The sequence below is a fragment of the Pseudactinotalea sp. Z1739 genome (assembly GCF_049725055.1).
In the GTDB taxonomy this organism is placed as follows: domain Bacteria; phylum Actinomycetota; class Actinomycetes; order Actinomycetales; family Beutenbergiaceae; genus CALKWS01.
The window spans coordinates 25278-44761 of sequence record NZ_JBMPQA010000005.1 but is presented as its reverse complement, the minus strand read 5'-3'; the positions used below and the strand labels follow the sequence as shown (position 1 = coordinate 44761).

Annotated in this window: 19 protein-coding genes; 5 read left to right on the top strand and 14 right to left on the bottom strand. The window is 67.4% G+C overall.

Going from position 1 to position 19484, the window contains the following annotated elements; genetic code table 11:
* Positions 1-138 precede the first annotated feature (138 nt).
* The 4 genes from ACO0LV_RS07960 to ACO0LV_RS07945 are packed head-to-tail and all read left to right on the top strand — an operon-like array spanning position 139 to position 2916.
* Positions 139-420, top strand: coding sequence for a hypothetical protein (locus ACO0LV_RS07960; RefSeq protein ID WP_424787352.1), 282 nt, complete (start codon positions 139-141; stop codon positions 418-420).
* A complete protein-coding gene (locus tag ACO0LV_RS07955; RefSeq protein ID WP_424787351.1) occupies positions 417-1358 on the top strand; it encodes an NAD(P)-dependent oxidoreductase in 942 nt (313 codons plus the stop codon). Before ACO0LV_RS07960 ends, ACO0LV_RS07955 begins: the two co-directional genes overlap by 4 nt.
* 31 nt (positions 1359-1389) lie before the next feature.
* Complete coding sequence (locus tag ACO0LV_RS07950) at positions 1390-2205, top strand: acVLRF1 family peptidyl-tRNA hydrolase (protein ID WP_424787350.1); 816 nt, start codon at positions 1390-1392, stop codon at positions 2203-2205.
* Positions 2206-2244: 39 nt separating this feature from the next.
* Entirely contained in the window at positions 2245-2916 is a 672-nt protein-coding gene (locus tag ACO0LV_RS07945; protein ID WP_424787349.1) for a DUF305 domain-containing protein, read from the top strand.
* A gap of 284 nt (positions 2917-3200) precedes the next feature.
* Here ACO0LV_RS07945 and ACO0LV_RS07940 read toward each other — a convergent pair whose 3' ends face one another.
* The 6 genes from ACO0LV_RS07940 to ACO0LV_RS07915 form a co-directional block, all read right to left on the bottom strand.
* A complete protein-coding gene (locus ACO0LV_RS07940) occupies positions 3201-4082 on the bottom strand; it encodes an O-methyltransferase (protein WP_424787348.1) in 882 nt (293 codons plus the stop codon).
* An 88-nt stretch (positions 4083-4170) separates the two neighbouring features.
* Positions 4171-5013: a polysaccharide deacetylase family protein gene (locus tag ACO0LV_RS07935; RefSeq protein WP_424787347.1), complete on the bottom strand. Its 843-nt coding sequence runs from the start codon at positions 5011-5013 to the stop codon at positions 4171-4173.
* Positions 5010-5969 carry an agmatinase gene (gene speB / locus ACO0LV_RS07930; protein WP_424787346.1) on the bottom strand — a complete coding sequence of 320 codons (960 nt, stop codon included), beginning with the start codon at positions 5967-5969 and terminating at the stop codon, positions 5010-5012. The genes ACO0LV_RS07935 and speB overlap by 4 nt, the downstream gene beginning before the upstream one ends.
* Positions 5970-6004: 35 nt before the next feature.
* On the bottom strand, positions 6005-6790 hold the full coding sequence (locus tag ACO0LV_RS07925; protein ID WP_424787345.1) for an SDR family NAD(P)-dependent oxidoreductase: 786 nt from the start codon (positions 6788-6790) through the stop codon (positions 6005-6007).
* Entirely contained in the window at positions 6791-7498 is a 708-nt protein-coding gene (locus tag ACO0LV_RS07920; protein ID WP_424787344.1) for an SDR family NAD(P)-dependent oxidoreductase, read from the bottom strand.
* Positions 7485-8972: an APC family permease gene (locus tag ACO0LV_RS07915; RefSeq protein ID WP_424787343.1), complete on the bottom strand. Its 1488-nt coding sequence runs from the start codon at positions 8970-8972 to the stop codon at positions 7485-7487. Before ACO0LV_RS07915 ends, ACO0LV_RS07920 begins: the two co-directional genes overlap by 14 nt.
* 247 nt (positions 8973-9219) lie before the next feature.
* Here ACO0LV_RS07915 and ACO0LV_RS07910 point away from each other — a divergent pair, with 247 nt between their 5' ends.
* Positions 9220-10287 (top strand): PucR family transcriptional regulator ligand-binding domain-containing protein, encoded by a 1068-nt coding sequence (locus ACO0LV_RS07910; RefSeq protein ID WP_424787593.1) that lies wholly within the window; start codon positions 9220-9222, stop codon positions 10285-10287.
* Here ACO0LV_RS07910 and ACO0LV_RS07905 read toward each other — a convergent pair.
* The 8 genes from ACO0LV_RS07905 to ACO0LV_RS07870 all read right to left on the bottom strand — a co-directional run bounded on the left by ACO0LV_RS07905 (position 10284) and on the right by ACO0LV_RS07870 (position 19278).
* Positions 10284-11255, bottom strand: a complete 972-nt coding sequence (locus ACO0LV_RS07905; RefSeq protein ID WP_424787342.1) for an NAD-dependent epimerase/dehydratase family protein — start codon at positions 11253-11255, stop codon at positions 10284-10286. The genes ACO0LV_RS07910 and ACO0LV_RS07905 overlap by 4 nt on opposite strands.
* Positions 11256-11305: 50 nt before the next feature.
* Positions 11306-12352: an LCP family protein gene (locus ACO0LV_RS07900; protein ID WP_424787341.1), complete on the bottom strand. Its 1047-nt coding sequence runs from the start codon at positions 12350-12352 to the stop codon at positions 11306-11308.
* Between the two features lie 129 nt (positions 12353-12481).
* Positions 12482-13855, bottom strand: a complete 1374-nt coding sequence (locus tag ACO0LV_RS07895) for an alpha-L-fucosidase (protein WP_424787340.1) — start codon at positions 13853-13855, stop codon at positions 12482-12484.
* Between the two features lie 95 nt (positions 13856-13950).
* Positions 13951-14877, bottom strand: coding sequence for an ROK family protein (locus ACO0LV_RS07890; protein WP_424787339.1), 927 nt, complete (start codon positions 14875-14877; stop codon positions 13951-13953).
* Positions 14874-15779, bottom strand: coding sequence for a carbohydrate ABC transporter permease (locus ACO0LV_RS07885; RefSeq protein ID WP_424787338.1), 906 nt, complete (start codon positions 15777-15779; stop codon positions 14874-14876). Before ACO0LV_RS07885 ends, ACO0LV_RS07890 begins: the two co-directional genes overlap by 4 nt.
* Positions 15769-16686, bottom strand: a complete 918-nt coding sequence (locus ACO0LV_RS07880) for a carbohydrate ABC transporter permease (RefSeq protein WP_424787337.1) — start codon at positions 16684-16686, stop codon at positions 15769-15771. Before ACO0LV_RS07880 ends, ACO0LV_RS07885 begins: the two co-directional genes overlap by 11 nt.
* 7 nt (positions 16687-16693) lie before the next feature.
* Positions 16694-17974 carry an ABC transporter substrate-binding protein gene (locus tag ACO0LV_RS07875; RefSeq protein WP_424787336.1) on the bottom strand — a complete coding sequence of 427 codons (1281 nt, stop codon included), beginning with the start codon at positions 17972-17974 and terminating at the stop codon, positions 16694-16696.
* A 32-nt stretch (positions 17975-18006) separates the two neighbouring features.
* Positions 18007-19278 (bottom strand): alpha-L-fucosidase, encoded by a 1272-nt coding sequence (locus ACO0LV_RS07870; protein ID WP_424787335.1) that lies wholly within the window; start codon positions 19276-19278, stop codon positions 18007-18009.
* Positions 19279-19484: the final 206 nt, after the last annotated feature.

Below are 19484 nucleotides of genomic sequence, written 5' to 3'. Positions count from 1 at the left end.
GGTTCCGTCCAATCCCGCCCATCAGGTGGGAAGTGCCCGACGACGGCGCCTCGCCCGACTGCAGCGGCTCACCACTGCAGCACCACTGCAGCACCACCGCCGCACCACCGCAGTAGCCCGAGGCTCTACCATCAAGACGTGCGCAGCCTCGACCCCGAACGAACACCACAGGAGTTGCAGCCGGCCAGGGTGCCCTCCGTGCTGATGTTCAGCGTGGGCATCCTGATCTGGTTGGCCGTCCTGCTGGTGCTCGGCGCCCGCCACCTGCTCGGCTACGGCGCCGACGGCCGACTCGTCTCGCTCGCCGTGGCCGGCGTCGTGCTGGGCACGGCCGGCCTGGTCTGGGCCTGGGTACGCCCACGTCCCGAATTCGCCGCACCCACCACCGAACCCGCCCCCGACCCCCAGGACCCTTCGTGAAACTGCTCCTGCCCGACTCCATCAACCTTGACCTGAACCTGCCCGAGGAGGTGCAGCCCGTCACCTACGCGGTGACCGAGCCGATCCCGCAGGAGCACCGCGACGCCGAAGCGATCGTGTTGTGGGCCACGCCCGGGCACCGCATGGGTGAACTCCCGGCGGAACTGCCGAACCTGAAGTGGGTGCAGGGCCTGATGGCCGGCATGGACGCCGCGGTGAACGCCGGGTTCAGCGAGGACATCACGATGACCTCCGGGCTGGGTCTGCACGCCGGTCCGGTGGCCGAGCACACCCTCGCGATGGTGCTGGCTGCGGCCCGCCGACTGGACCTGTGCGTGCTCTACCAGGCCAACAACGAATGGGACGAGACCCACCTGGGCGGCAACCAGGCGCTGCGCACCGGCAACTTCTCCACCCTGTCCGGGGCCCGGGTGCTGATCTGGGGCTTCGGCTCCATCGGGCAGGAACTGGCCCCCTGGATGGCCGCGATGGGCGCCACCGTGACCGGGGTGGCCTCCACCGCCGGGGAGCGCGCCGGGTTCCCGGTGATCACCGCGGCGGACCTGCCGGACGAACTCCCCCGCACCGACGTGCTGATCAACATTCTGCCCGCCAACCCCCGCACCGAGGCCATCGTGGACGCCGCGGTGTTCGAGGCGCTGCCGCAGCACGCCTGGTTCGTCAACGTGGGCCGCGGGGCCACCGTGGATGATGCGGCGCTGCTGGAGGCGTTGCACCAGGGCAGCATCGGCGGAGCCGCGCTCGATGTGTTCCGCACCGAACCGCTGCCCGCCGACGACCCGTACTGGTCCGCTCCGAACGTGATCATCACCCCGCACTCGGCCGGTGGGCGTCCGCGCAACTCCGAGCCGCTGATCGAGCAGAACGTGCGCGCCTACCTGGCCGGGGAGGAACTGGCCGGGCTCGTCGCCCGCTGACCCCGGTGCGCATCGGCCCACTGAGGACGTCATGACCGTCCGTACGGTGCACGTGCCGATCGAGCGGATCGGTACGTGGATCACCGGCTTCGCCGACCGTCACGAGGGAGCCGTGGTGCTGGCCCGAAGCACGGCCGACGACGACGGAGCCGAGGTCGTGCGGATCCGCGGCGGTGACGGGGAACTCGCCGAGTTCTCCCGGTGGCCCCTCGGCTCCGGTGCCTCCGGCGGCGCGGGCGAGTGCGCCGGCCTCGACCTGCGGTTCGGGGAGGAACCCGGCACGACGGGCGCCGCCAACCCGGAGGCCACCAACCCCGACGACCCCAGCCCGGACTACCCCGACCCGGGCGCCACCAACCCCGACGCCACCAGCGCGGCGACGCTGGCCGCGATCAGCGCCTGGTGCGCCCCGCCGACCCACCTGGGACTGGTGCTGATCCGCCGCGGAGGTTACGCCGTCGGCCGGGCCGAAGGCCCCCGGCTGCGCTCCCACAAGAGCGGCACCAAGTACGTGCAGTCACGCACCGCGGCCGGCGGGTGGTCCCAGCAGCGGTTCGCCCGCCGGCGCGGCAACCAGGCCGATGCGCTGGTGGGTGCGGTGGTGGAGTTGGCCGCGGCGCACTTGCTGCCCGGCCCGGTCGGGTCCGCGCCGCAACTGCCGCAGGGATTGGTGGTCGGCGGGGACCGGGCGCTGGGTGAGCAGGTGCTGGCCGATCCGGTGCTGGCGCAGGTGGCCGCGCTGCCCCGGCGCACGTTCGCCGATCTGCCCGAGCCCCGCTTCGTCGTGCTGGAACAGGCCCTGCGACGCGGGCGCAGCGTCCCCATCCAGATCACCCGGGCCAAGTAGGGTGGAGCGCGTGATCGTTCCTACCCCCAGCCCGGCATGATGCGCCGCCGCCTGGTCAGCGCCGCGGTGGCCCTGGTGGCCGCACTGGCACTCAGTTCCTGCACCGACCCCTCCCCGGAGCGCCCCGAGCCCACCGAGACCGAGGAGACCACCGCCGCCGAAGAGGAGGCGCCGGAGGACGAACCGGAGGCCGAGCCGCAGTTCAGCGACGACGACGTCACCCACGCCCAGGACCTCATCGCGCTGCACCGCACCAGCCTGGAGTTGCACCAGGTGATCCGGTCCAAGGCCGATGTGGTGGAGGAGGTGGACACGCTCTCACTGAGCCTGTACACCTCCCACTACGACGAGGTGGAGGCCCTGGAGGGCATGCTCACCGAGTGGGGCGCGGAGGTTCCGGAGGAGCAGGACACCGAGGTGGTGACCGATGCCGAGTTCCGTGAACTCGGTCCGGCGTCGGGCGATGCGGCCAACGCGCTGTACCTGGAGCAGATGATCGCGCTGCACCAGGCCCGCTCGAGCATCTGCGAGGACGTGATCCTGGACGGGGAGAACCCTGAGTTGGTGGACCTGGCCCAGTCGATGCTGAACAGCCAGCAGCACGAGGTCACCCACATGCGGGAGATCCTCGCCGGGCTCGACGTCGAGGACGAGCCCGACGACGGCGGCGACGGCGACACCGCCGACGACGACGCGCCCGAGGACGACTGAGGCACCACTGCCCTTGCATCGCCTGCACCCGCGCGCCCCGCTGGGCGAGGGCAGCGTCCGCGGGCCCTCGGGTCGGGCCGCCCACGCTCCCCGGCCACCGAGGGCGATCGTTGCCATCCAGGGCGATACCTACCGGGCTCGCCCTCGGCGGCCAGGCTCGCCCTCGGCGCGACGTGCCGGCCGGGTCCGCGCGCGCCGCTGGGTGGGGGTCGCGGCCGCGGGACCTCGGGGCGGGTCTGAGGGGCCAGTCCAGGGCGAGCACGGTGGTGGCGGTGGCGCCCCGGTCAGTACTCCAGGCGGCAGTGCAGCGGGGCGCGCGACTCACCCAGCACGCACACCCCCAACGGGCCCAGGTCCACCGACGCCGCCACCGAGGGTGCGGTGCTGATCTCCTGCCACGCGCGCCGCATGCCCTCGGACCAGTCGATGTCGTCGAGGACCACCACCCCGCGGGGCATCACGGCTTCCACCCGCGCGAAGTAGTCGGTGGTGGCCTGCCCGTCGTGGTGGCCGTCGATGAACACGTAGTCCTGTGCGGCCTCGCCCAGGACCGCGGGCAGGGTGTCGGCGAAGCGACCCGGGACCACCCGGGCGATGCCGGACAGGTCCAGGGAGGCCAGGGTCGCCTCGGCGACCTCGGCCAGGGCTTGCCCGCCCTCCAAGGTGACCAGGTGGCCGTGCCCGTTCAGTTGCAGCGCGGCGGCCTGGTAGGCGGCGGAGATCCCCACCGCGGCGCCCATCTCCACGCACGAGTGGGGGCGGGTGTGCCGCACCAGCCGCATCAGCAGCGCCGCCCACATCCGGTCCTTGCTCGCCACCGTGGTCAGGCGCCCCAACGACTGGGTGCCCAGGCGCCCGGCCGCGGCCTCGTCGTCGGTCGGTCTTGCGGTGGTGGGAGCGCCGGCGCCGTAGTCGCGGTACTCCACCATCCGGCCCGAGGCCCTGAGTTCCTCCCGGCGGACCTCGATGCGCTCGGCGGTCTGCTGTTCGGCCGGGCTGAGTTCGCGGCGGGTGACGGCGACCAGGACCGCCTCGATGAGCGGGTCCAGTTCGCGCGGGGCGCCACCCAAGCCCGCGATGGCCGGGATTCGGGCGCCGGCGGAGGTACGCAACCGGCGGGCCAGCCGCGAGGACGCCAGCCGGCTCCCCGTCGAACGTGCTCGCACCCCGGCCTACTCCTCCCGCGCGTGGCTCTGCCCGAGAAGTCTACTGACGCTGCGCACCCACGTCCCGGCCAGGCCGTGACTGGTGAGTTCATCCCTGGTCGAAGATGCTGCGGGCATGGTTGGCGATCTCCGCCATCGTGGCCACCCACACTCCCTGCGTCTGCACGACTTCCTGCATGAGTCGGCCGAGTTCCTTTGCGCGCCCGGGCCTGCCGGATAGGAACGGATGGTTCGTCAACACCCAGCACCCACCCGCCTCGTGCAATCCGTAGAATTCTTCACGCCACAGCGCAGTGGCGTTCGCAGCCGTTTGGATCGGCCCCAGCATCGAAATGTCGGGCAGGAAGCAGTATTGCTCCCAGTCGTCCAGTGCCCAGTGCAGCGGGATCTCAACGAGCGACTCGGCGTGGTGCTCGACCGTTAACTCGTACGGGGCATCGGCGTCCATCAAGGATGAGTCGTAAAGGAACCCTCGCTCCACCAGAAGGTCAGGGGTGCGAGTGGACATGTCCCACATCGGCGCCCGGTAGCCCACAGGCCGTGCGCCCGTCAGGGCCTCGAGGATGTCCAGGCCGCGATCAAGTTCGACGATTTCTTCGTCAACCGATACCGAACTCGGCGGCAGGTGCCGGTACCCGTGGTGGGCGATCTCATGGCCGGCAGCCGCGATATCTCTGACCACCCCCGGGTAACGCTCTGCGGTCATACCGGGAACAAAGAAGGTGGACCGAATCTGATGACGGTCGAGCAGGCCGAGTAGCCGCGGCACACCCACTCGTGGCCCGTAGGCCTGGTGCGACATCAGGCTCAGTCTCGATTCCGCTGCCTGACTGATCGCAAGCACCGCCGACTCGGCGTCGACATCGAACGTGAAGGAAGCAGCACTCGTGGCGCCCGCCGGCCAGGGGAAGGGCTGTCCGGGGTTCGTCACGGCCGCACCTGCGCGGCCATGATCGAGAGCAACTCGTAGGCAATATGCGCGGCTGCCACCGCCGTGATCTGGGCATGGTCGTACGGTGGCGACACCTCCACGATGTCAGCGCCGACGACGTTGAGGTCGCCGAGGCCTCGCAGCAGTTCCAGCAGTTCGCGGCTCGTCAGGCCGCCCGCCTCAGGGGTTCCGGTCCCCGGAGCCATCGAGGGGTCCAGCACGTCGATGTCGACCGAAACATAGAGAGGGGCATTGCCCACCCGCTCGCACAATCGCGCGAGCACAGCGTCGACCCCGACGCGATCGAAGTCGCGGGTATGCACGATGGTGAAGCCGAGGCGCTCGTCGTCCTCCAAGTCCGCACGCCCGTAGAGCGATCCCCGGATTCCGACATGTGCGGAGTGGTCCTTGATGAGCAGCCCCTCTTCGATGGCTCGCCGGAATGGCGTCCCGTGGGTATAGGGGGCATCGAAGTACGTATCCCAGGTGTCCAGGTGTGCATCGAAGTGCAAGAGTGCGACGGGACCGTGGACTCTGGTGAGCGCCCTCAAGGAAGCGAGTGCGATGGTGTGGTCCCCACCGAGCAGGACCGCCGGCCGGCCACCCTCGAGTAGCGGCTGCAGGCCAGTCTCTATGTCATTGAGCGCTGCTTCGATGTCGAAAGGGTTGCAGTCCAGGTCACCGGCATCGACAACTTGGGCAGTGGCGAAGGGCGAGATGTCCTGGGCCGGGTTGTACGGCCGAAGCAGTCGCGACGCCTCCCGTATTGCAGAAGGCCCGAACCGAGCCCCGGGACGGAAGGTCACTCCCGCGTCGAAGGGCACCCCGACCACCGATACGTCCGCCTCACCGACGTCGGACATCCTGGGCAGCCTGGCAAACGTCGTCAGTCCCGCGTATCGGGGTGAGCGTTGACCGTCCGTCGGTCCGATCGGTCCCGGGTTACGTACATCCATCCTTACCCCTCTGGTTGCTGCCTGATGTTGCGCCCTCACACGCGTGAACGCGTGGTACCGCCGTTGGCCTGGATCGTCTGGCCGACGAAGGAGCGGAGTTCGAAGTCGGCCAGAAAGGCGATGAGGTCCGCGATCTCCTCGGGCTGACCGAGCCGACCGGCGGGAATTCCTTCCCGGTACTCGTCGTGCATCTGCTCGATCGTCAGGCCCGCCGCATCGGCATCGACCTGGAGTTGTGGCGTGTCGATCACCCCGGGCGCCACAGCATTAACCATGATTCCCTCCGGCCCGAGTTCACGCCCGAGACACTTCACGAGGGATATCAGGCCCGACTTCGACGCCGCGTACGCGCTTGCGTCTCGCCAGCCGGTGACGCCCCACTCACTCGAGACCACGACGATCCGGCCCTCTCCGATCCTGCGCATCCCTGCCAGGACGGACTGGATGAGGTTGAAGGTGCCGCCGAGGTTCGTGTCGACCACGTGCCACCAGTCCTCGAGGTCTGCCTCGATCAGGGGGTCCATCGTCATCGCCGCGTGGTTGGCTACCAGGACGCTGACGGGACCGATCGACCCCTCGAGCTGGGCGATTGCTGCTCGCGTCTGTTCCCAATCGCGGATATCTGCCGGGGCGACGACGCCACCGATCTCCTCGGCAAGGGCCTGGAGTTCTGGCGTGTTGCGCCGGGCATTGACGGCAACCGTTGCCCCAGCGGCGGCCAGCCTCCGAGATTCAGCCCGCCCGATGCCGCCCGTGGCGCCGGTGACGAGCGCGACCCGACCTGCTAGGTCAGGACGCCCACCCGAAGTCCTACCTTCCACTCAGATCACCGCTCCCGAGTTCGGTCCGAACACTTCACCAACGCAGAACGTTCCACGCTCGACCAGGAACCGCACGGTGGCCGACACCTCGGCGGGCGTCGCCAGTCGGCGGCTGGGCAACGTGGCCAGGAAGCCGTCCTCGCGCCAGGGTGAATCGTGAGCCAGCAGCGGGGTGTCGGTGGGCCCTGGAGCGACGGCGTTCACCCGGATGCCGTCACCGATCATCTCCAGCGCGACCGAACGAACAGCACCGAGAACAGCACCCTTGGCAGCCCCGTAGTGTGAGTCCCGGTCTCCGCCACCGATAGCGAGTTCGCTCGCGATCGCGACAATCGCTCCGCCGCCACCGGCGCGCATGGAAGGAGCAACTGCTCGGGTCAGGTTGATGAAGCCGCCGAGATGCACGCGGAGCATGCGGTTCCACTGGTCATGGTCAATCTCGGAGACCGGCGTCATCTCGTAGTGTCCCGCAGCCGAGACCGCAGCCCTGATGGGTCCCAGCCGTTTGGTCACCTGGTCGACCACCCGCAGGACTGCATCAGCGTCGTGCATATCGACGGTGTATGACGCCGCCAATCCCTGGGCCTCGTTCAGGTCCAGCCCGGCGACCGCCCACCCCGCATCGGTGAGTTCGTGGGCTACGTAGGATCCGATGCCGCTCGCAGCGCCCGTCACCACCGCGACCGGCACGGCCTCACCCGAGTCCATCGGGACGCATCTCCTCGCCGATCTGGTCATCGGTCACCTCGACTCCCGTCATGTCCGGGATGTTACGGCGAACCGCCATGTACGCGATCAATCCGAGGATCGTCAGAACCGCGGCACCGATGACGATCGACCAATCCATGACGGGAAGGTCGTTCACCGCCCGGGGCCAAGCGATATTCACCAGTTGTAGAACGACCCACACGGTCGCAACAATGGCGATTATCCCTGTGACTGACCCCAGACTGAATTTCCCACTCACCCAACGCCCCCGCAGATAGACGATGGCGAAGCCAAGGACCGGGAACAGGAAGGAGAGGTAGAAGCCGCCGGCAGTGAAATTCACGCCGATCGCGTACACGTTCTCCGCCAAACTCGAGACGAGCAGGAGCAGCGTACCGACCGCCGTGGTGAATAGAACGGCCGCGATCGGCTGATGTTGACGTTTCGTCAGTTTGACCAGCACGCCGGACGCAGGCAACGCGTTGTCCCGCGCCTTCGCCCAGATCAACCTCGAGGCCGATGTCTGCAATGCGAGGAAGCTTGCGACGAACCCGATGACGAAAAGTATCTGAATCCAGACCGAGATACCAGTGCCCAGATGCGCGGTCAAGACTGCGTACACGGGGTCCGCTCCCCACCCGGCGAGTTGCTCGGGTTCGTCAGGGATCGTGAGGATGAGCGCCAACGCGGAGAACATCACGACGATAGCGATGAGGACGAGCGAAGACAGGATCGCCTTCGGCACGTCTCGACGGGGTTCCGCGACTTCCTCGGAGATGGCTGCTGCGCTCTCGAAGCCGACGAAGCTCCACCCGATGAAGGCCAGGGCGAGCAGGAACGGTCCGCCCACGGCGAAGTACTGCAGGCTCTCCCCGATGCTTGCGCCGCCATCCAGCAGAACCGAGAGGCTCTGGACGCGGTGGAAGAGCAGCAGCCAAATGGATAGTCCTACCGACCCGATGACCGTTGCCACGATGGCGATTCCCATAAAGGCTTTGAGAACTATTCTGCCGACGAGATTGATCCCCGTACCGAAGATCAATATGCCGAAGGCGATCAGCGCAACTGTAGTTGCCTGATCCGCGACGCCGAAGATCGCCGCGAGGAACCCCGCGGCCCCCAGCGCGACGGTCGACATGGCGATCACGAGCGTCCAGATATAGAACCACCCGGCGAACCATCCGTAACCCGGTCCCATGAGCCGTGACGCCCACTGATAGATGGAGCCCTCCAACGGCCATCGGGACACCAGCACCGCGAAGATCAACGCAACGAGGAACTGCCCGGCAAAGACGATGAAGAATCCCCACCAGAACGACGGCCCGGCTCCGATGTAAGCCAGACCGAAGATCCCGTGTAGCGCAACGATCGGTGAGATGAAGGCGAAAGCGAATGCGAATGACGACCAGAGGGTGAATTCTCGCTTGAGGGTGCGAGCCTCCGGCTTTGCGCTGGTTGATGGGGCGTGACTCATCTTGCTCTCCCTTGATGCAGTCGAATCTCACTGGAGAGTCTGGGGCACGACGTGTCATCGGGAGCACACTTCTTCGCAAGCTTAGGTGCTATCCACCGCATCGACGCCGGTGGTTGTAGGAAGATACAACCGTTGCCTCACCTACGTACTGAGTGCCGTCGCGGATGGCGGGCCAAGGAGGTTCGTCGTGGAAGAGACCCAGGAGGGTACGCCCCTGAGGGACCTCATCGACCACCCCGACCTGCTGATGAAGCCGGTGCCGGGCACACCATCGCCTGGGACGGCACCCATCTCCTGGGCTCATCCGACGGAGATGCTCGACCCCCGCCCGCACGTGCGGGCGGCCTCGTTGGTCTGCACGCTCGGTAGCGCCCTCCACGATGCCGATTCGTGTTTCAGGTTCGTCCAGGCTGTTGCGGACGCTGGACCTAGTGGAATCTGCCTCGGCCTCGGCGAAGTTCACCTCGAGGTCCCCGATGGCTTGGTCCGGGCCTGCCGGGACTTCACAGTGCCCTTGGTGACGGTTCCGTTCGGGGTCTCCTTCTCCCAGATCAACGAGATCGTCCTCGAGAGTCGTCTCGCCAATCTCTCCGGGAGTTCCCACGGCGCCGCCCACGCGCGAAGTCTGCACGTGGGGCACCTACTCACTCTGATAGCGGACGGGTTGGCCGAGCCCGGTGCTGTGCTGCTGGATCTCCGGTCAGTGGCGCGGGGGGATCAGGCCGTCGTGGTCTCGGCATGGCCACCAGGTGTGCGGGAACGGTTGGAGCGCACGCTCGTACCTGCACTCATCGGTGAAGTAGGGGACGTGACTCTTGCGGTGACCCGGCATGACCTCCCTGTCCGAGAACACGCAGCGCAGCTCAGTCTCGCCTGCGGGGTGAGCGCACCCGTGCAGGTTCGCAGTGTTGGTCGGGCCGTGAACGAAGCCCGCATCGCGGCGCGGATCGCGTGGCGGCGTGGGCTCGTCGTGGGAGCGGAGGAGTTGACCACCCTGGACGCCCTGCTTGCCCAACTGCCGAGTCGGCGGCTCAGACCCTTCATCGACCACGTGATCGTTCCGATTCAAGGCACCCGGGGCGGGAGCCAACTACTGTCCACGTTGCGGCAGTTCATTGCAGCCGATGGTTCACCCCAGACCACAGCCAAGCGCGAGTATCTGCACGTGAACACGGTCCGGTACCGGTTGAGGCAGATTCATGACATCACCGACAAGGACCCGTTCACCCACGAAGGGCTGAGTGACTTGCGAATCGCTCTCTGGGCACTGGACCACTCCCCTTCGCGCGACAGCGAGGCCCAACCGTCCGACTAGGTTGGTTTCTGTCGCTGGCCGAACCAGAGCATCTCCAGGCGGCGGGCGTTGGCGCCCAGGCGGGGGTGCAGACGGCCGGCGGTCTTGGCTACCGCGAGCGCCGCGCGGGCCAGGGGGCGTGGGATGCGCCGCGGGCGCCTGCCGTCGCCCAGGTGCTGCAGGAACGACGACGTGGTCCACCCTTCCCAGGGATGGATCACCGGGCCGGTGGGAACCTCGGGCGCCGTGGCCAGGTGCAGCGCGTGGGCCGCGACCTGCTCCACCATGACCTGCGGGGTGGGATCATCTCCCGGTGCGGCCACGCAGGCCAGCGGGGAGCGGGCGAGCCGGCGGACCTGGTCGGTCACGCTGCGGCCGGGGCCGTGCACGGAGGTGGGGCGGTAAGTCACCACCGTGGGGCCGGATGCGCCGTGATCGCCACGCCGCGGGCGGCGATCGGGCTGTCCCACGCCGTGATCAGGCTGCCCCGCGCCTCGCTCGGGCTGTCCAGCACCGGGCGTGGGCGGAGACTGGAGGACGGCAGCGGACGCCACCTGCTCGCCCCACAGTTTGGACCACCCGTACGGTGACGCCGGTCGGGGCTGGGCGGCGGGGTCCAGCACCCGGGCCTCCCCGTGGACCGCTGCCGAGGAGACGTGCACCACCCGCTCCGCCCCGGCCAGCGCAGCGGCGCGGACGACGACGCCAGGCAGCAGTGCGTTGGCGCCCACCACGGCATCGGTCATCCCGGCGCCGGGCGTGGCCAGACCGGCGGCGTTGATCACCACCTGCGCCTCGGTGAGGCGATCGGCCAGGGTGGCTGCGTCGTCGTCGGCCATCATCGCCTGGGCGTGCACCGCATCGGTGCCGCGGGCCGCGGTGGTCAGCCGGGGGGCCGGGACCTCGATGACGTGGTGGCCGGCGTGGCGGGCGGCGGCGCGCACTGCCGAGCCGACGAAGCCGGAGGCGCCCAGCACAGCGATGCGCACCTCGGCTCCCTTCGGGTGGGCCGGGCCAGGTGGCCCGGTGGCGGTTGCGGCTACTCCACGAGGTCGCCGAGTTGGACCAGGTCCTCGTTCTCGGCGACGAACTGCGCGGCGCGGTCCTCGATGAAGGCCTGGGACACCTGGTCCAGGGCCTCGAAGTCCAGGTGCACGATGGACTGGGCCCCGTCCGGGGATCGGCCCAGCCCGGTGACCGGGGCGGAGATGAAGTTGACGTCCCCGGGGCGGATGTTGCGCATCGACAGGGCCAGGTTGCGCATGTGGGAGATCTGGAAGTATTCATCCACCGCCACGTTCTCGGCGACCACGATGAGCAGGTCGTTCAGGCGCCCGGGGTTGGTGAGCACGTCCCGGTTGAACGCCGAGACCATCATCGCGCGCATCCAGTTCTGCTGACGTTGCATCCGGGAGAGGTCCCCGCCGGAGAGGCCATAGCGCTGGCGGGTGTAGTCCAGGGCCTGGGACCCGTTGAGCCGGTGGGTGCCGGCGGGTAGGTCGGTGCCGCCGCTGCGCAGGGGTTCGGTCAGGGTGATCTCCACCCCGCCGAGTTCGTCGGTGATGGCCTGGAAGGACTCGAAGTCGGTGACCATGATGTGGTCCAGGGTGATGCCGGTGAGGTCTTCCACCGTCTCGATCATCAGGGAGGGCCCGCCCCAGGAGAACGCGGCGTTGATCTTGGCGTCGGGGTGGCCGGGGATCGGCACCCAGGAGTCGCGCGGGATGGACATGAACGTCATCGACTCCCGGTCCCCGGAGACCTGGGCGATCATGATCGCATCGGTGCGCTGCCCGCCGGCCTCCCACTGGCTGGGGTCCCCGGCGGAGATCCGCGAGTCCGATCCGAGCACCAGGATGTTCACCGGGTCATCGCCGTCGGACTCCTCCTCGGCGTCATCGTCGTCCTCGCCGGAGTCGCGGTCCTCACGCCCGGCGAAGGGGTCCTCGAAGCGTTCGATGCGGTCGTCGATGCGGTTCTGCATCACGAGGAACGCCACGACCGGCACCGCGATCAGCAGCGCCACCAGCGACAGGGCGATGATGAGCGCCAGTTTGGTGCGCGAGCGGGGTGGTTCGTTGGCCATGCTGCTCAGGATATGGGGGCGCGCCCAGCCCACAGCCGAAATCGTGTGCAGGTGTGGTGGAGTTATCCGAAACCGCTCGTTGCGCCAGGGCCGGCTCGGCGCAACGAGTGGAGGCGGAGGAGAGTGACGTCAGCGGCTCTCGCGCACGACTTCCAGGACCGCTGCCGGTGCCGACCGCAGCGAGTGGGGGATCTCGACCAGCCCGCTGTCGCCCACCGCCACGAGCCCGGATGCATCCCCGTCCTTGGTGAGCCATGCCGCCCGGCTTCCGGGACGGATCTCCTCCGGTAGCCGGACCGCCGCTTGCTCCGGCTGCAGCGCGTGCAGGTAAAGGGTGCCTTCGCCTTGTGTGTACGCGACCGGAGCCGTCCCACGTTCGCCGGCATCGCCCGCACGGAGCCACGGCCGCGTTCCGTGGATCGCACGCGCGTTCAGGCCCATCCAGTCGCCCAACTCGGCAAGCGTTCGGCGTTGGAGTTCTGGGATCGTGCCATCGGCCCGAGGGCCCACGTTGATCAGCAGATTGCCGTTCTTGCTGACGACGTCGATGAGCTGATGGATCAATTCGACCCCGGTGAGCGTGAGGTCTGCCGACTCCGCAGAGTTATAACCAAATGACAGGCCCAAACCGCGTGTCGACTCCCACGGTGTCTCCAGTATGTCGTCAACGTTCGTATATTCCCGGGTGAGGAAACCGTGATATGGAATCCCCCATCGGTCATTGATGACACCCTCGGGAACCCTGTCGAAGTAACGCGTCAGGAGTGCCGCCAACCCGTAGGAGTCGCTCCCCTTACCGGCGTCCGGCCATTCGATGTCGTTCCACAGGACGTCGGGCTCGAACCGCTCGACCAGCTCTTCCAGTTGCGCGGCGGAGAATTGCGCAAATCGGGGATCGTTCCGCCGGAACCGGAACAGATCCACATCCGACTCGATGGCGGGAAAGTTGCTCGCGTGCCAATCCAGTGCGCCGGAGAAGTACGTGCCGAACTTCAGTCCGAGCGCGCGAGTGGCGCCATGTACTTCTTGCACGATGTCGCGCCGGGGACCCCGGGCCGCGGAGTTGAAACCGGTCGTTGGAGTGTCCCAGAGGCAGAAACCGTCGTGATGCTTGGTGGTCAGCACGACGTACTTCGCCCCGGTCTCCCCGAGGCTGCGCACGAACTCGGAGGTATCGAAGTCACCCAGGTTCCACACGTCGGCGAAGTCTTCGTAACTGTGGCCCACCCCGTACTTCTCCTCGTGCCGGGTATGCGTGGGGCTGCCGGCGATGCGCACGGTGTTTCCATACCATTCCGCATACTTGTGGTGCGCATACGCATCTTCGACCGGCACTTGCGTACCATCGCCGACCGTGGCCCAGGCGGGAACCGAGTAGAGCCCCCAGTGGATGAAGATTCCCAGTTTTGCGTCGCGATACCACGTCGGCACCTCGGCGCGCGGATATTCCGGGGCCTCGCCTTCAGCGAAGGCCGGACCCTGGCGCTTTTCGAAATTCAACATGGCACAACTCCTCTTTCACACTTACGCCCATTCGCAGTGTGCCCCCAAGGGCATCTGCAGCAGGCAACGGAACACTCGCCCTCAGGGCCAGGCAGTCAGGCCACCGTGACGGCGGCGGCCTGCGTCGACGCAAGCACTGCGGCGCCGACAGCGGCAGCCGAGGAACCAAGCGCCGTGAAGTGCGCCTGGATCGGCCGACCCGAAACCGGAGGCTCGGCGGCCAGCGCTTCATCAATCGCCGGGCCCAGCAGGTCCGCCGCCCCGGCCAGGCCACCGCCGATCACGACCTCCACGACGTCCAGCATGGCGGCCACCATGAGCGCGGCGCGGGCAACCCCAGCACCGGCATCGGCGAAGACCTGAACCGCGGCGCCGTCACCGGCCCGGGCCCGGCGAGCGACCTCTGCCGCTCCTCCGGTCACCACCGCGCCGCCGCGTTCTCGGTAGCGCCGCTCGATCGCAGGCCCGGCGGCCAGCGTCTCCAGGTGCCCGAACTGACCGCAGGTGCACGGATCGGCACCGAAGCCGGGCATGTGCCCGACCTCCCCGGCACCAGCCTGCGGACCGCCGTACAAGGCGCCGCCCAACCAGAGGGCACCGCCCACACCGGTGCCGAGGGCGATCCCGAGCACATCGCGATGGTCGCGAACCGCTCCGAGGCTTGCTTCGCCGGCGAGGAAGGCGTTCACGTCGTTCTCCACCACGACGGGCACCCCGAACCGTTCTTGCATCGCGGTCCGTACCGGGGTGTCCACCCAGCCGGTGAAGGAACTGGACGCCGCAACGATCACACCGTCCTGGACCACTCCAGCGGTACCGATACCAGCAGCCAGTAGGGGGCGGCCGTGGCTCTTGACCAGACTCGCACCGATGTTTGCAGCGGCATCGAGCATCGCCTGCCCACCCCGCGGCGTCGGGGTGCGCCCCCGTTCCAGGACCTCACCCGCAGCGTCCAGTAGGCATGCCTTGATCCCCTGACCGCCGATGTCGATGCCGAGTACTACGTGGTCCTTGCTGGTCAACGCCCACCCAGCCCAGCAGTCGCGATGCCCTTGACAAGGTGCTTCTGCAGGAGGAGCACGATCAGGATCGTGGGGATCATCGAGATGATACTGGCGGCCATCTGCAGGTCCCACCGAGTGCCGAACTGGCCGGAGAAGGTGGCCAAACCGATCGGCAGGGTGCCCAGCGTGGAGTAGTCGTACACCACGATGAGCGGCCACAAGTAGCTGTTCCAGAAACTGATGAAGGTGAAGACCGCCAGCACCGCCACCGCCGATTTGGCCAACGGCAGGATGATGAGGAGGAAGGTGCGCACCGGGCCGGCGCCGTCTACCCGGGCTGCCTCCTCGAGTTCATACGGAATCGCCCGGAAGAACTGGCGCATCAGGAAGGTGCCGAACGCGGTGAACGCGAACGGCAGGATCAGTGCCTGCGGTGTGTTGACCCATCCGAACCACTGCATCAGTTCGTACATCGGCACCACGAGGACCTCTTGCGGCACCATGAGCGTGGCCAGGAAGAGGATGAACACCAGGTCCCGGGCGCGCCAGCGCAACCGTCCGAAGGCGTATCCGGCCGTGGTGGAGACCGCCAGCACCACCGCAGTCCCGGCGACGGCCACCAGCAACGAGTTGCGGATGTAGGTGAGGAACGGCCCGAAACGGAACACCTCGATGAAGTTGCCCCACCGCACCTCCGAGCCGAGCAGCGTCGGCGGGAGGGAGTAGATCTCCTCATTGGGCTTCAACGCAGAGAAGAAGGCGTAGATCAACGGAGCGGCGAAGATCAGCGCCGCCAGCACGATGAAGACATGCGCGAGCACCCCGCGGCCGCCGGGCCGGGTGGCGCCCTCACTGCTCAGCGGAACACCCGGGATCGCCGCAGCCGTGCCGGGCTCGACCTTCGTTGCGTCAGTGCTCATAGTGCACCCACCGTTTCTGCGCCCGGAACTGGAACGCGGTCAACGTGATGATGATGGCGAACAGGATCCACGCGGCAGCCGCGGCCAAGCCCATCTCCTGGAACGTGAACGCCTGGTTGTAGATGAACATCACCAGTGGGATGGTGGCGTTCCCCGGGCCACCTCCGGTGAGGAGTTGGGGTTGGGCGAACACCTGCATCGCGGTGATCATCGTCATCACCGTGGCGAAGAAGATGGCCGGGGAGATCAGCGGCAGGACGACCCTCCACAGCATCCGGAAGCCATGCGCTCCGTCGATGCGGGCGGCTTCGAGGACGGGCTCGGGCAACTGCTCCAAGGCTGCGGAGAAGATCAGCATGTTGTATCCCATGCCCGCCCACACGGACATGATGACCACCATGATCATCGCCCACTGTGGGTGGGCCAGGAAACTGGGGAGGTCCAGTCCGAACAGGGACGTGGACAAGCCGTTGATCAGTCCGCGCGGTTGCAGGATCATGCGCCAGACCAGCACGTTCGCCACGATCGGGGTCACCACGGGGATGAAGAACAGCACCCGGAAAGCGGCCCGTCCACGGATCCGCGGCCCCAGAACAAGAGCCAGGGTGAGCGCAACGGTGACGTTCAGTGGCACGAACAGCAGCGTGAACACTGCGGTGTTGCGCAGCGCGGGAAGGAAGTCGGGGTTCGAGGTGAACAGGCTGATGTAGTTGCCGAACCCGATGAACTCCCGCTCGCCGATCGCGGGCCAGTCGTACAGGCTCATGATGATGGACAAGCCGACGGGCAACACCGTGAAGAGGGCGAGGCCCGCCAGGGCCGGGCTGATGAAGCCCAACGCCTGGCGGGACTCGATCCTTCGCAACTGGTTGCCGCCGCGCCGGTGAGGAGCAGTGGCCGCAGTCACGCCGTCATCACTCTCCGAACTGCTGCTGAGCGTTCTCCAGCACCTCGCTCATGGTCGTCTGGCCGGTGAAGACCGAGACGAGGTTGGGCTGGAGCATCTCGTTGACCTGTGCCCAGTCGTCGGTGGAACGCTGGCCCTCCAGGTTGGTGAAGGCGGCGTCGAATGCGGCCTCTACCTCGTCGCGGATGTCCTCATCGAGGGCTTCGAAGAACAGCGGCTGGGAGGAGACCCGGGCCGGGTAGGAGCGTCCGGAGGAGGCGATCTCGTCCTGGGCGGCTTCGCCGACCAGCGCGCCGAGGGCCCGCAGCGCAGTCTCGGGGTCCTCGCAGTCGGCACTCACGCCGTAACCCGAGCCGAGGACCAGGGCCAGGCCACCACCGTCGCCGGAGGGAAGGTCGACCATGCCGGCCTCGAATCCGCCCTGGTTATCGAGGTAGGACACCGCGTTCCAGGTTCCGTCCACCGCCATGGCGACGTTTCCTGCCTCGTACTGCTGCTCGCCCCAGCCGGTCTCCGAGGCCGACGGCGGAGCCTCGCCATACCCCTCCAGCGCGAGATCGGCATACCATTCGGCGGCATCGACGAAGTCCGGGTTGGTCAGATCCAGTTCCCCGGCCTCGGTGACCGGCTGCTGCTCGGCCCGAGCGATCGGCAGTGACATCCACTGGAACTCACCCAACCCGATACCGAAGGCGGGCATCTCGTCGGTGTGCACATCCTGCACCGCGGTTTCGAAGTCGTCGAATGACCACCCGAGCTGCGGCTCGTCGGCACCCTGCTCGTCGAAGGCGTCCTTGTTGTAGAACACCATCATCGACGCGACGTCGTACGGCAGGCCGCGCAGCACGCCGTCGTGGGTCATGATGTCCAGCGATCCGTCAGTGAACTCTGCGGGGTCGATGCCGGCGGTGGCGAGTTCCTCCTCGCCCAGCGGCAGGAAGGCCTCGGCGTACCCGGAGAGCCGCTGGCCGTTCATCCCGGTCACGCAGGCCATGTCACCGGACGACATCCGAGTGGTGAGTTGTGTGAAGAAGTCATTCCACGGGGCGGAGCGCAACTCGATCGTGACGTCTCCCAGCTCCTCCTCGGCGTGAGCGATCTGGGCCTCCAGAGCCTCGACCTCACTCTCCCCGCCGGCCCACATGTCGAAGACCACGGTGTGCTGTTCGCCGTCACCGTTGTCACCGGCTGCCGCATCGCCGCCGCCGCCGTTGCCATCGCCGCACGCGGCAAGCACCAGCAGCCCGCTGGTCGCGGCCGCCAGCGCCATAGTCCTTCTCGTCCTCATTCGATACTCCTTGTTGTTAATCGGTGGGTGGGTCAGGCCTGGGCCAGGAAGAGTTCGATCACGGGTACCTCGACCTGCGGGCGTTGCACGGGCAGGTGCAGGGTGAGGGTTCCGGGTGGTTGTCCACCGGGGTGGGTGTTCCAGGCCTGCTGGTCCGGCTCGATCTGGCTGCGCTGCACCTCTGAGCCGTCGTGCAGGAAGCGGGCGTAGCGCACCTTGTCGGCCATGCCGCGCAGGTGCAGGTGCCCGAAGGGCCAGACCAGCAGGTGCAGGTAGAGCCGGTCCTCCCGGCGGGTCAGCACCGTGCCGGGTGGTGCGGGGAGGTCGGTGGCTCCGGCACCGATGACGGCCGGGGCGTGCACGTCCATCCAGCGTCCGACGGCGGCCAGCCGCTCAGCGTCCTGCGGGGGGATGGCGCCACGACCATCGGGCCCGATGTTCAACAGCAGGTTCCCGTTCTTGGACACCGTGTCCACCAGCATGCGCACCAAGAGGTCGGAGGACTTGAAGTCCAGGTTGTCCCGGTGGTAGCCCCAGGTGCCGTTGAGCGTCTGGCAGGCCTCCCAGACGACTTCCGCACCGTCGCGCCGCATCGGCTCGTCGGGCTGGTACTGCTCCGGTGTCACCAGGTCACCGGGGATTCCCAGGCGGTCGTTGACGACGATTCCGGGCTGCAACTCGCGCGTCATGGCCAGCAGCTTCTCGGCGTCCCAGTCCTCGGGCCCCTTGCCCTCCCAGCCGTTGTGCGGGTCGACATAGGTGAAGTCGTAGAACAGGTAGTCCAACCGGCCGTAGTTGGTCAGCACCTCCCGCACCTGACCGTGCAGGTACTCCCGGTAGCGGTTCATGTCCCGGGACTTGTTCCGCTCGCGGGCATCGTGCAGGTCCCGCAGGGGGTGGTGGTAGTCGATGGTGAAGTCCGGGTGGTGCCAGTCGATCACCGAGAAGTACAGACCGACCCGCAGCCCTTCGGCACGGACGGCCTCGACGAACTCGCGCACCAGGTCCCGGCCGGCCACGGCGACCGAGTTGTAGTCCGAGAGCGCCGAATCCCACAGCGCGAAGCCCTCGTGGTGCTTGGCGGTGAGGACCGCGTAGCGCATACCCGCGGCCTTGGCCGCCTTGGCGATCGCCTTGGCATCGAACCGGTCGGGATCGAAGAACTCGGCGTTCTTCTCGTACTCCTCCGCCGGGGTGCGCTCACGGGTCATCACCCACTCGTGGCGAGCCAACCCGCTGTAGAGCCCGAAGTGGACGAAGAGCCCGAAGCGGTCGTGCGTGAACCACCCGATGTCACCAGTCACCAATGACCTCCTTCTCTGGCCTCGTGTCGAGCAGTGACTCCTGCCGGCATCACGAGGCATACACTTAATCCAGTCCTGAACTAAGTTGCTTCGCTTATGCATACTAAATCATGATAAACATAGGATGTCTGCCAGGGTTTTTGAACCGTTACCCAACCGTGATCCCGGATACGCCCCATCGAGGCCCGCGATCCTGCGATCCCGCT